This is a genomic window from Streptomyces sp. PL-29 (genome assembly GCF_058344425.1).
In genome coordinates, this window is sequence record NZ_CP136996.1 from 3195001 (window position 1) to 3207665 (window position 12665).

General features: G+C 73.3%; 8 protein-coding genes (1 of these 8 running past the window's edge). 3 read left to right on the forward strand and 5 right to left on the reverse strand.

The window, feature by feature from the left end:
- Positions 1 to 178, reverse strand: the beginning of a protein-coding gene (locus R4Z63_RS14560; RefSeq protein ID WP_384445628.1) for a MarR family winged helix-turn-helix transcriptional regulator. It extends 359 nt beyond the left edge of the window; 178 of the gene's 537 nt are visible here — the first part of the coding sequence; the start codon lies at positions 176 to 178; its stop codon lies beyond the left edge, outside the window.
- Positions 179 to 302: 124 nt separating this feature from the next.
- Here R4Z63_RS14560 and R4Z63_RS14565 point away from each other — a divergent pair, with 124 nt between their 5' ends.
- A complete protein-coding gene (locus tag R4Z63_RS14565) occupies positions 303 to 1607 on the forward strand; it encodes an MFS transporter (RefSeq protein WP_384445852.1) in 1305 nt (434 codons plus the stop codon).
- Between the two features lie 63 nt (positions 1608 to 1670).
- Here the strand turns inward: R4Z63_RS14565 and R4Z63_RS14570 are convergent, their stop codons facing one another.
- Positions 1671 to 3491 (reverse strand): ATP-binding SpoIIE family protein phosphatase, encoded by a 1821-nt coding sequence (locus tag R4Z63_RS14570; protein ID WP_384445854.1) that lies wholly within the window; start codon positions 3489 to 3491, stop codon positions 1671 to 1673.
- A gap of 5 nt (positions 3492 to 3496) precedes the next feature.
- Entirely contained in the window at positions 3497 to 5056 is a 1560-nt protein-coding gene (locus tag R4Z63_RS14575; protein ID WP_491522551.1) for an NAD(P)/FAD-dependent oxidoreductase, read from the reverse strand.
- Positions 5057 to 5389: 333 nt separating this feature from the next.
- On the opposite strand from R4Z63_RS14575, the gene R4Z63_RS14580 reads away from it, so the two are divergent.
- Together R4Z63_RS14580 and R4Z63_RS14585 are read left to right on the forward strand one after the other, a co-directional pair.
- Complete coding sequence (locus tag R4Z63_RS14580; protein WP_037920070.1) at positions 5390 to 6166, forward strand: TetR/AcrR family transcriptional regulator; 777 nt, start codon at positions 5390 to 5392, stop codon at positions 6164 to 6166.
- Positions 6167 to 6399: 233 nt separating this feature from the next.
- Positions 6400 to 8409, forward strand: coding sequence for a sigma-70 family RNA polymerase sigma factor (locus R4Z63_RS14585; RefSeq protein ID WP_384445631.1), 2010 nt, complete (start codon positions 6400 to 6402; stop codon positions 8407 to 8409).
- A 28-nt stretch (positions 8410 to 8437) separates the two neighbouring features.
- On the opposite strand, the gene R4Z63_RS14590 is transcribed toward R4Z63_RS14585, so the two are convergent.
- Together R4Z63_RS14590 and R4Z63_RS14595 are read right to left on the reverse strand one after the other, a co-directional pair.
- The gene (locus tag R4Z63_RS14590) at positions 8438 to 11902 is read right to left on the reverse strand and encodes an AfsR/SARP family transcriptional regulator (RefSeq protein WP_384445633.1); all 3465 of its coding nucleotides are present in this window, start codon (positions 11900 to 11902) and stop codon (positions 8438 to 8440) included.
- A gap of 107 nt (positions 11903 to 12009) precedes the next feature.
- Complete coding sequence (locus R4Z63_RS14595; protein ID WP_037920073.1) at positions 12010 to 12516, reverse strand: MarR family winged helix-turn-helix transcriptional regulator; 507 nt, start codon at positions 12514 to 12516, stop codon at positions 12010 to 12012.
- Positions 12517 to 12665 lie beyond the last annotated feature (149 nt).

Here is a 12665-nt window from a genome sequence, read left to right on the forward strand (position 1 = left end):
CCAGGGCGGCGGTCTGGCGCCCGTACGCGACGTTCATGCGGCGGTTCAGGCGGCTCAGCGCCGAGACGACCTTCTCGACCTGCGGGTCGAGGTCCTGGAACTCGCGCTGGTAGACGGCGATCTGCTCGTCGAGGCTCGGCTCGGGGACGGACGTCGTGCCGTCGGGGGTGTCACCCATGCATCGAAGTATGGCACGAACGCGTTGGCGTCTAACTCCTTCGGTGTGTACTGTTAAGGATCGAACTTTAGGTATGAAGTCTTCAGTCTTCAGTTATCAAGGCAGGTGAGAAGTGACCAAGGTGATGGGCGCCGCGATGCGGCGGATCCAGGCCGGGAACGCGCTGACGGCGTTCGGCATCGGCTTCACGGTTCCGTTCCTCTACATCTACGTGGCGCAGGTGCGAGGTCTGGGCTCCATGGCTGCCACGAGCGCGTTCGTGGCCTTCGCCCTGGGCGCCCTTGTCGCGCTGCCCTTCACCGGTCGGATCATCGACCGACGTGGTCCGGTGCCCGTGGTCATGGGTGCGGCCGTGGCCGCCTCGGCGGGTGCGCTCGCGCTCGGCCTCGCCACGGGAGTCGTGCCCATCCTGCTGTCCGCGCTGGCCCTCGGCGCCGGTCAGGCCGTGATGCAGCCGGCCCTGGCCACGATGATCGTGTGGTGTTCCACGCCGTCCACCCGTACCCGTGCCTTCGCCCTCCAGTTCTTCATGCAGAACCTGGGGCTCGGCATCGGCGGTCTCCTCGGCGGTCAGATCGTCGACGAGAGCCGGCCGGGGAGCTTCACCCTGCTGTTCGGTATCGAGGCCGTGATGTTCCTGGTGCTGGCGGGCGTCGTCGCCACCGTGCGGCTGCCGCAGGTGCCGGCCATCAAGGACGCCGTGCCGAAGGACCCGGCACAGGCCGGTGGCAGTGGTTGGAAGCGGCTGCTGCGCCACAAGACCATGGTGCAGCTGTGCGTGCTGGGCTTCGTGGTGTTCTTCGCCTGCTACGGGCAGTTCGAGTCGGGTCTCGCCGCCTTCGGTACGGAGGCAGCCGGGATCTCCCCCTCCACACTCGGTTTCGCCCTGGCCGCCAACACCGGTGCGATCGTCCTCGCGCAGTTCGTCGTGCTGAAGCTGGTCGAGAAGCGCCGCCGGTCGCGGGTGATCGCGCTCGTCGGGCTGATCTGGACGGGGGCATGGCTGATCGCCGGGTTCTCGGGGCTGGGACATGGCAGCGCGATGATGGCCGCCGCCGCGTTCATCACCACGTACGCGCTCTTCGGTATCGGTGAGGCCATGCTGTCGCCGACGCTGGCCCCGCTGGTCGCCGACTTGGCGCCCGAGGGCTCGGTGGGGCAGTACAACTCGGCGTTCGCGCTGGTCAAGCAGATGGCGCTGGCCTTGGGGCCGCTCGGGGTGCCGCTGGGTGCGGGTGTTCCGATGCTGTACATCGCGGTCTTCGTACTCGTGTCGCTCGGGATCGCCGGCCTGGCGCTGCGACTGGGCAAGGGCCTCACGCCGATGCAGGACAACCCCGTGCTGGCGAGCAGGATCGTCGCGCAGGGCGGTCCGGCCGCCGCGGTCAAGGAGTCCGCGCAGCCCGTGCACGCGGAGGCGCGGCGGTAGGTGCGCAGGCGAAAGGCCCGGGTCTGCGCGGACCCGGGCCTTCGGCGTGTCCGGGTGCTCGGGCTACTTGTCCGGCAGGGCGAACTCGCACCAGACGGCTTTGCCGCCGCCCGGGGTGCGGCGGGAGCCCCAGGAGGAGGCGATGGTCGCGACGATCGAGATGCCGCGGCCGGTCTCGTCGGCTGGTTCGGCGCGGCGGCGGCGCGGGAGGTGGTCGTCGCCGTCGGTGACCTCGATGATCAGCCGGCGGTCGGTACGGCGCAGCCGGAGGTGCATGGGCGGGGTGCCGTGCTGGAGGGAGTTCGCGACGAGTTCGCTCGCCGCGAGGACCCCGAGGTCGCACAGCTCGACGGGGAAGCGCCAGGAGGCGAGGACTCCTTGGGCGAAGGCCCGGGCGCGCGGGGCTGCCTCGATGCCACCCAGGAGTTCCAGGGCGGCGTTGTGGAAGAGCTCGGCGTCCGCGCCGTTGCGCGCGGGCTGCTGGAGCACCATCACGGCGACGTCGTCGTCGTGGTCGGCGTCCACCCCGAGGGCGCGCATGAGGCGGTCGCAGATGACGGTGGGGGTGCCCTGGGCTCCGGCGAGAGCGCGTTCGAGCGCGGCGACGCCCTCGTCGATGTCCTCTCCGCGGCGTTCGACCAGGCCGTCGGTGTAGAGGACCGCGGTGGAGCCGGGGCCGAGCGGGATGGTGCCGGAGGTGTGCAGCCAGCCGCCGGTGCCGAGCGGCGGGCCGGTGGGGTCTGCGGCTCTGCGCACGGTGCCGTGCTCGTCGCGGACGAGGATCGGGAGGTGTCCGGCGGAGGCATACGCGAGCCGGCCCTCACTGGGGTCGTGGACGGCGTACACGCAGGTGGCGATCTGGCTCGCGTCGATCTCGGCGGCGAGTCCGTCGAGGAGCTGGAGCACCTCGTGCGGGGGCAGGTCGAGACGGGCGTAGGCGCGGACGGCGGTGCGCAGCTGGCCCATGACGGCGGCGGCGCGGACGCCGCGGCCCATGACGTCGCCGATGACGAGGGCGGTGCGTCCGGCGCCGAGGGTGATGACGTCGTACCAGTCGCCGCCGACGGCGGCCTCGGTGCCGCCGGGCTGGTAGGTGGCGGCGATGCGCAGGTCGTCGGGCTGTTCCAGCTCCTGCGGGAGCAGGGAGCGCTGGAGGGTGACGGCGGCTTCGCGCTGGCGGCGTTCGCTGGCGCGCAGGCGCTCGACGGCCTCGGCGTGGTCCGTGACGTCGGCGAGGTGGATCATGACGCCGCTGTCGTGGGCTTCCGATTCGGGCACGCTCCCGGTCTCCGTCCCGGTGCGGGGGAACTCGACGGGCGTGCAGGTGACGGTGTACGAGTTGCCGCCGCCCGGTGCGGAGCGGTTCTTGGCGGTGCGGGGCTTGCCGCTGCGCTGGACTTGGTCGAGGAGCGGGAGGAGGCCGAGCTCTCCGAGTTCGGGGAGGGCCTCGTGGGCGGGGGCGCCGGGGACGCGGGTGCCGAAGCCCGCGGTGTAGGCGTCGTTGACGTAGGCGACGCGGTGTTCGGGGCCGTGGACGAGGGCGACCAGGGCGGGGAGCCGGGCGAGGACCTCGCGGGCGGGGAGCTCGTCGAGGGAGGGCACGGCGGTGAGGGCGCCGGTCCGCCGGGCCGGGGTCGTGCCGGTGCCCGGTCCGGTGCTGCCCTTGGCCGTCCCGGTCGCCGTTCCTGTGCCGGAGACCGTGGGGTCCGCCGGGTGGCCGTCGGTGGCGGGCGCGGACCGCTCCGCTCCGGGGTCGGGGCGGCCGCCGCGGGCTGCCGGGACCGCGCCTTCGCCCCGCTTGGCCTGGGCTGCGGCGTGTTCGGTCCGGGCGGCGGCGCGGCGCTGTGTTCCGGGGAACCGGGCGCTCCAGCGCGTGAAGTTCACTGCGTTCAAGCCTCGTGGTGTCGCGAGTGGTCGCTGTGTCGCTCGTGGGCGGTCGCTGACGGGACGTTGTCACTCTGTGCAGGTGTGAGCACACCTATGGTCACACGTCCAGTGTGGCCGACCGCACTGACAACGTCAGCCCTGGCCGTTCTTCGGGGGGTTGGGGGCGAGGGGCGGGGAGGTGACTTGGGGCCGCCGCCTGCGGCCAGTTCGAATTCTGCCCTGGGGTGTTCGAGTGAGCCAAGGGAGACGATCTCACGCTTGAAGAGGCCGGAGAGGGTCCATTCGGCAAGTACGCGCATTTTCCGGTTGAAGCTCGGGACGCGGCTGAGGTGGTATGCGCGGTGCATGAACCAGGCCGGGTAGCGCTTCAGCTTGCGTCCGTAGATGTGGGCGACGCCCTTGTGGAGGCCGAGGGAGGCGACCGAGCCGGCGTATTTGTGGGCGTATTCGGTCAGGACCTCGCCGCGCAAGGCGGCGAGGAGGTTGTCGGCGAGGACCTTGGCCTGGCGGACGGCGTGCTGGGCGTTGGGGGCGCACTCGCGGCGGGGGCCCTCGGCGTCCGGCGGGGCGGTGATGTCGGGGACGGCGGCGGCGTCGCCCGCGGCCCAGGCGTGCTCGACTCCTTCGACGGTGAGGAAGGAGGTGCAGACGAGACGGCCGCGTTCGTTCTTGGGGAGGTCGGTCGCGGCCAGGACCGGGTGGGGTTTGACGCCGGCGGTCCAGACGATGGTGCGGGTGGGGAAGCGGGCGCCGTCGCTGAGGACGGCGACGCGGCCCTCGCAGGATTCGAGCCGGGTCTCCAGACGGACGTCGATGTTGCGGCTGCGCAGTTCGCGGACCGTGTAGACGCCCATCTCGAGGCCGACCTCGGGGAGGATGCGGTCGCTGGCCTCGACGAGGACCCACTTCATGTCCTCGGGCTTGATGTTGTGGTAGTACCGCGCCGCGTACCGGGCCATGTCCTCCAGCTCGCCGAGGGCTTCGACGCCCGCGAAGCCGCCGCCGACGAAGACGAAGGTGAGGGCGGCGTCGCGGATGGCGGGGTCTCGGGTGGAGGAGGCGATGTCCATTTGCTCGATGACGTGATTGCGCAGGCCGATGGCCTCTTCCACGGTCTTGAAGCCGATGCCGTAGTCGGCGAGGCCGGGCACGGGGAGGGTGCGGGAGACGGAGCCGGGGGCGAGGACGAGCTCGTCGTACTCGATCTCGATGGGGCCGACGCCCTCGTCGGCGGTGGCGAGGGTGTTGACGGTCGCGGTCCGTTTGGCGTGGTCGATGCTCGTGGCCTGTCCAATGACGATGCGGCACTTGCCGAGGACGCGGCGCAGGGGGACCACGACGTGACGCGGGGAGATCGCGCCCGCTGCCGCTTCCGGGAGGAAGGGCTGATAGGTCATGTACGGCTCGGGCGTGACCACCGTGACCTCGGCTTCTCCCGCTCTGAGCTTTCGCTGGAGCCGAAGCGCCGTGTACATGCCGACGTAGCCGCCGCCGACGATCAGGATGCGCGTGCGGGGCGGGGTACCGGGGGCCGCGCCCCGGGAGTTAGCAGCCTTCACCATCCCATGACGCAACGTGGCCGGGAGTTTGTCCACAGGCCCGGCACATTGTGTGACCGGTGGTGGTCCTGGGGCGGGGCGGAGGAGGACCTCTGGAGGTGGCGGAACTTCGCAGGTCAGGGCGGGCGGAGAGGGAGGTTCCGAGGGCATGGAAGGGAAAAGTGGGGGTGAATGCTCCGATCGGGCGGTGGTCCGTCCGGGGCTGCCTCTTCTGAATTGACTCTGGCTCAACTATGTTCGTATCTCGTCGAGGACCGGGCCTGAGACCGTGGCCCCCCTCGGCGTGAAGGCGGGGAGTGTCTCCGGGGGGAGACAAATGATTACCGGGGGATACATATGAACATTTCCGATTTCCATGGTTCTGCGACCGCTCTCTCGGTCGAGGGCGGCGGTCGCGCACTGACCAGCGCGACCACGCACGGTGTGGGCAGGTCCACGCCGCTGCGCGTCGACGCCCAGCGCAACTTGGAGCACGTGCTGCGCGCGGCCCGCGAAGTCTTCGGCGAGCTCGGCTACGGAGCTCCGATGGAGGACGTGGCACGCCGTGCGCGGGTCGGTGTCGGAACCGTGTACCGGCGGTTCCCGAGCAAGGACGTCCTGGTGCGGCGGATAGCCGAGGAGGAGACCGCCCGGCTGACCGAGCAGGCCAAGACGGCACTGGGCCAGGAGGAGGAGCCGTGGCAGGCGCTGTCGCGTTTCCTGCGCACCTCCGTGGCCTCGGGCGCCGGGCGGCTGCTGCCGCCTCAGGTGCTGCGCGTCGGCTCGACCGCCGAGGAGGCGGCCGGGGAGGCGGAGGAGGTGCGGGTTCCGCACCAGCGCCAGGCGGCAGAGGCGGCCGGGACTCCCGGCCTGCGGGTCGTGGGAGCGGCGCGGAGCGCCTCTGACGACGAGCCTTCGGACGACGCGGGTGCGGGTGCGCTGCTGGAGGTCGTCGGCCGGCTGGTGCACCGGGCGCGGGAGGCCGGTGAGCTGCGTGGTGACGTCACGGTGGCCGATGTGCTGCTGGTGATAGCGACGGCGGCGCCCGCGCTGCCCGACCCGGCGCAGCAGGCGGCGGCTTCGACCCGGCTGCTCGACATCCTGCTCGAAGGGCTGCGTTCCCGGACTGCGTGATCCCGGTGGGCCGGCGCCGGGCCGGTGACGGGTCGGTGCCGGGCCGGTACGGGGTCGGTGCCGGACGGACATCCGGGTGCCGATGGTTCGTCGGCACGCGCGGCGGCGTGTTCGGTGATGTGTCGAAACCTTCCCGGACGGGTGGATGGCGCCCGGAGGGGTTCGACGCGTGTCCGCCATGTGACACGCTTAATCGGTGTACCGGTTGAGCGTGTCGTGCGGGGGCTTCCGCGATGAGCATTGACGGGCGTGAAGAGTCGTCCGGTGGCGCCGGCGGCGAGACCGAGCTGGGCAGCCTCCCCGCCCGGCAGGTGCCTGCGCAGCGCGAACCGGGCGGGCGGCGCGCACGTTCGTCGGGTCCCTCGGGTCCGGTCGGCTCCGGGGGTGAGCTGCCGCCGTCCGACGGGGACTTGATCGCCCGGATGCGAGCCGGTGACGACGGCGCGTACGCGGAGCTGTTCCGCCGCCACGCCGACGCCGTACGCCGCTACGCGCGGTCCTGCTGCCGGGACCAGCACACCGCGGACGACCTGACCGCCGAGGTGTTCGCACGAACCCTGCAGGCGGTACGGGGCGGGGCCGGGCCGGACCAGTCGGTGCGGGCCTATCTGCTCACCACCGTACGCAGGGTCGCGGCGACCTGGGCCAAGACGGCCAAGCGGGAGCACCTCGTCGAGGACTTCGCCGTCTTCGCGGAGCAGGCGGCCACGCGTACCGAGAGCGGCGCCGGGATGTCCGGGCTCTCGGGGGACGACACCCTCGAACTGGGCGCCGACGTGCGGGCCATGCGGGTGGCCGATCAGTCGCTGGCCATGCAGGCCTTCCGGAGCCTGCCCGAGCGGTGGCAGGCCGTGCTGTGGCACACCACCGTCGAAGAGGCGTCGCCGAGTGCGATCGCCCCGCTGTTCGGGCTGAGCGCCAACGCGACGGCGGTGCTGGCCAGTCGCGCCCGCGAAGGCCTCAAGCAGGCCTACCTGCAGGCCCATGTGAGCTCGGCGCTGAGCGAAGGCGGCGACTGCGCGCGGTACGCGGACCGGCTGGGCGCCTACGCGCGGGGTGGGCTGCGGATGCGGGCGGAGCGGGGGCTGCGCAAGCACCTGGAGCAGTGCGTGAAGTGCCGGCTGGCCGCCGGGGAGCTCAAGGACGTCAACGCGGGGATTCCGGCGCTGCTTCCGGTTGCGGTCATCGGTTGGTTCGCCGCCGGGTACGCGGCCAAGGCGGCCGGGGTGATGGCCGGTGGGGCCGTCGCCGCGGGCGGGGCCGGGGCCGCGGCGGCCGCCGCGGGCAGTACGGCGGCCGGGGCCGGCGGGGCTGCGGGAGGTACGGCCGGTTCCGGGGCGGGGGCCGCAGGGGGCGCTGCCGGCGGGGCCGGAGCCGGTGGTTCCGGATCCGCGGCCGGGGGTGCGCTGGCGGCCGAGGGACTCGGGCTGCCGGCCAAGGCCGCCCTCGCCGCCGGTATCGCGGTCGCCACTGCAGCAGGGGTGGTGTTCGCGCTGGCCGGGGATGAGCCCGAGCCCCAGGCACGGGTGAAGCCGGCGCCGAGCGTGGCGGCACCCGCCGTCCCCAGGGCACCCGCCTCCCCGTCGCCCTCGGCGGAGCCGAGCCCGCCGGAGCCGGAGCCGCAGCCCGCGCGGGCCTCCGTACCCCCGTCTCGCAAGCTGGCACCATCGGCCTCGGCCTCCCCGTCCCCGGCGGCGCCCTCGGTGTCTCCGTCGCCCTCCCCCAGCCGGGAGAAGCCCGCGCCCGCGCCGTCCCCGAGCACGCCCGCGCCGACGCCGACGACCCCGGCGCCGGTCCCGAAGCCGCCGCAGTCGTTCCGGCTGGCGGCCCTCCCCTACTCGGTGCGGGGCGACCACAGCGGCCCGGAGCTGCAGACCTGGCACAGCAGCTGGGTGTGGCAGCGGTGGGGGCTGCGGGTGGGCGACCGGCGGTTCGCGCAGGGCATCACCGTGAACTCGCGTTCCTCTGTGGAGATCGCCCTCAACCGGCAGTGCACCGGCCTCTCGGCCTGGGCCGGAGTGGACGGCCTGTCGCTGCTCACCGACGGGTCGCTGCGCTTCTCCGTCTACGCCGACGGGCAGCGGCTGTGGCAGTCCGGGGCCCTCGGGTACGAGGATCCGCCCGCGGCCGTCCAGGTCTCCCTCGAAGGGCGCACGTCGCTGCGGCTGGTGGTGGAGCGGGCCGGCCCGGGCCGGCTGCCGACGCTGGCGAGCTGGGCCGACGCGGTGATCACCTGCCGCTGAACGCCTGTCCGTGATCAGCGGCAGGTGATCAGCCGGCGGTGAGCGCGGTGACGAGCCCGGCCGGGGTGAGCACGGCGCCCGCCGCCTCCTCCCGCGCCCAGCGGTCGGGGCCGAGCAGCGCCCGGGTGCGCTCCGGGAGGCCGTCCACGACGGTTTCCTCGGGGACCGAGCGGGGCAGGCCCGCGCGCCAGGCGGTGGCCGCCGCGAGGGCCCGTACGGCCTCGGCGGGACGGTCGGCGTCGGCCAGGAACCGGGCAGCCGCCTCCGCGACGCCGGCCAGGACGCGCTCGGCGCAGCGCCCTGTGACGGCGGCGTGCAGAGCGGGTCCGATCAGAGCCAGTGCGGCCTCCGGCCCGTGTTCGCGTGCGGTGAGGAGGGCGTCGACGGTGTCCAGCCCGGCGGTGAGCTGGGCCGGCACGGTGATCCGTTCGGTCTGGACGCGGGCGAGCTCGCACTCCGTTCTGGCTCGGACGGCGTCCCCCCGCTGGAGGGCGAGGTGGGCCGCGAGGAACCGGGCGTAGGCACTGACATCCTGCGCGCCGCCGTGCCGGTCGGTCTCCTCCCCGGCCTCGGCCAGGAGCCGCTCGGCGTCGTCGAGGTCGCCCGCGCTGTAGGCGGCCTCGGCGATCCGGGCGATGGCGAAAGGCACCTCGCCGTGGTCCCCGACCTCGCGGGCGAGGCGCAGGCACTCCTCGAACTCGGTGCGGGCCTCGGCGTACCGGCCGCGCGAGAAGGCGATCTCCCCAGCGGCGCCGGCGACCTGGGCGCGGGTCCAGCGGTCCCCGACGCGCCGGGCGATGCCGTGGAGTTCGGCGAGGTCGGCGTCGACGGTGGACAGCCCTCCGGTGATGTCGATGGCGGTTCGGGCGCGCAGCATGAGGACGATGCCGAGTTCCCATTCGCTCGCATGCCGGCGGCAGTTCTCCACGGACCGGTCGAGGTCGGTCCCGATGTCGACGGCGTCGCCGACGAGGAAGGACGTGGCGGGCCAGAGGATCCCCGGGAAGACCGCGGTCTCGGGGGAGTCCCGGCGGAAGGCCGTCCTGATTCGGACGGCGAGCTCCCGGTATTCGGGCGTGCGGAACTTCCTGGCGGAGTCGCTGTCCGCGAGCAGGAACATGCCGAGGACCTGGAGGTGCATGCGGCGCCAGTACGCGGGCGTTCCCTCGGGCGCTCGGCCCGGGGTGAGGGTGAGGACCCGGGTCGTCCACTCGGCTCCCTCGACGCGGTAGTTGCGCAGCCACCAGAACCAGCCGAGGGCGCAGGCGAGCCGCTGTGCGGTTTCGGCGTCGGCCTCGTGGGCGGTCGTGGTGTGCAGGGCGGCACGGAGGTTGTCGAGTTCGGTCTCCACGAGCCGGATCCACGGGAGCTGGGCGGCGGTGCGGATCAGGGGTTCGGCCCGCTCGGCGAAGGCGAGGAAGTGGGCGGCGTGGCGGCGGGCGGTGGCTCGGGCCTCGGCCGGGTGGGCGGCGGCGCGTTCGGCGGCGTACTCGTGGATGGTTTCGAGCATGCGGTAGCGCATGGCGGTGCCGTCGGGGGCGGGGGCGGCGACCACGAGGGACTTGTCGACGAGGGAGCCGAGGGTGTCGGCGACGTCCGCGACGCCGTCCCCGGCCGGATCGGAGCAGACGGCCTCGGCGGCAGCGAGGTCACAGCCGCCCGCGAAGACCGACAGCCGGCGCAGGACCGTGCGCTCGGCCTCGTCCAGCAGGTCCCAAGACCAGTCGACGACCGCACGCAGGGTCTGCTGACGCGGCAGGACCGTACGGGAACCACCAGTCAACAGCCGGAACCGATCGTCCAACCGATCCGCGATCTGCCGCGGGGTCAACAGCCGCAGCCGCGCCGCCGCCAACTCAATCGCCAACGGCAGCCCATCGAGACGACGGCAGATCTCCGCAGCGGCGACCGGATCCTCCTCCACCGCAAACCCGGCACGGGCCGCCGCCCCACGGTCGCCCAGCAGCCGCAGCGCAATCGGGTCGGGCAGCGGTTCGACCGGACGGACCATCTCCCCGGGCACACCGAGGGGTTCGCGACTGGTGGCCAAGACCTGAACACCAGGGCACTGCGTAAGGAGGCGTTCAGCAAGCGCCGCAGCAGCTTCGACAACGTGCTCACAGTTGTCCAACACCAGCAGCAGACGGCGGTGCGCACAGTGCTCGACGAGCCGGGTCGTGGGGTCGGCGGCGGCCGTCGGGGCCGGGGTCTCGCGGGCGACCAGGGAGTTCTCGCGCAGACCGAGGGCGCTCAGGACGGCGCCGGGGACGGCGTCGGGGTGGTCGAGGCGGGCGAGTTCGACGAGCCAGCCGGGCTCGGGGTGGGATGCGGCGGCGTGTTCGGCGAGGCGGGTCTTTCCCGAACCACCGGGGCCGGTGAGGGTGATGAGGCGCAGCCGGGCCAGGTCGTCGCGGAGGGCGGCCAGTTCGGGCTCGCGGCCGACGAAGGAGTTCAGACGGGGACGGAGATTGCCGCGCGGCGCCGGCACCGAGGCCGGCACCGAGGCCGGGCCCGGGGCCTCCGGGCGGGTGGACGGGGCCGGCGGGCCGGCCGGCTGCGGCGGCCGGCCGGGCGGGGGCTGGACGTTCTCGGTGTGCTGGGAGCTCTGGGAGCTCTGGGAGCTCTGGGAGCTCTGGGAGCTCTGGGAGCTCTGGGAGCTCTGGGAGCTCTGGGAGCTCTGGGAGCTCTGGGCTTTCAGCGGTGCCGGTGCGGTCCCCGGCGGTCGCGGAGTCCGTGACGGCAGGGACGTCTGCGGCGGCTGGGGCCGGAGCAGTTCCGCGTGCAGGGCGGTGAGTTCGGGTCCGGGGTCGGTACCGAGGCCGTCGGCGAGGGCGCGGCGCGTGCGTTCGTACGCGGCGAGGGCGTCGGCGTTGCGGCCGGCGGCTCGCAGGGCGCGCAGCTGCTGGGCGCGCAGCGGTTCGTCGTACGGGCTCTCGTGGACCAGCGCCTCGATCTCCGGCAGGAGCAGCTCCGGGGCGGTGGCGCCGCTGCGCAGGTCCGCCTCGATGCGGCGGCGCAGGGCGGCCGAGCGGCGGGCTTCGGGGGCGGCTGCGTGTGCGGTACGGGCGGGCTCGGCCAGGTCTGCGAGGGCCGGGCCGCGCCAGAGGGAGAGGGCCGTGCGCAGGGTGCGGGCGGCGGCCTCCGGGTCGGCGGCCAGCTCCCGGTCGCCCTCGGCGGCAAGGCGGGTGAAACGGTGGAGGTCGACGTCGTCGGGGGCGGCGGCGAGGCGGTATCCGCCGGTGGGGGCGGCGTGGACGGCGTCCCGGCCGCCGAGGGCCCGGCGCAGGCGGGCGACGAGCGCTTGGAGGGCGGCGGGGGCGTCCAGGGGCGGGGCCTCGCCCCAGACGTCGTCGACGAGTGCGGAGACGGCGGCCGTCCGGCCGGCGCGTAGGGCGAGCGCGGCGAGGAGTGCGCGCAGCCGGGCGCCGCCGATCGGAAGGGGGGCACCGGTCTCGTCGTGTGCCTCGGTGACGCCGAGGATGAGGTACCGCACCCGCCAATTCTGCCCGGCCGGGCGGTGGGTGGCGGCGCCATTCGGGGACGGGCCCGCGCCGGCGGTCGCGCCGCCGGGAGCGTGGTGACCGTCGGCGCGGCCCGGCCTCAGGTGATCGAGGTGTCGCCGCCGGCCTCCAGGAGGGTGCGCAGGGCCTCGGCGACCGTGGCGCAGGTGGCGGCGTCGAGGGGGGCGAGCAGTTCGGCGTACCGGCGCAGGTGGTCTTCGAGCAGCGACTCGGTGAGGCCGACGCTGTGCTCGGTCAGCCGGATCCGGACGGTACGGCGGTCCTGGCCGTCCCGCACCCGTTCCACCAGCCCCTTGGCCTCCATGCGGTCGATGCGGTTGGTGATCGCCCCGGAGGTCACCATGGCGGCCGGGATGAGGGCTCCGGCGGTGAGCGCGTACGGAGGGCCGCTGCGGCGGAGGGTGAAGAGGATGTCGAGCTCACCCGCCTCCAGGTCGTGTTCTGCCGCGAAGGCCTTGAGGTGCTTGTCGAGGATCCGGTTCATCCGCTGGATCCGGGCCAGGACCTCGACCGGCCACAGGCCCGGTACCAGCTCGGGACGCTCCCGCGCCCACTGGCCGATGATCGCGTCCACCGCGTCGCTCATGCCGCCTCCTCTTCCGTCGACGTGCGCCCGTCGACGTGTCTGTCGACCTCCAGAATATCTCAACGTTGAGACACTTGACGTTGAGAGGATGGCCCTGCTTATATCTCAACGTTGAGATTCTGAACCTTGAGACGGATCGGAGCCGGCGC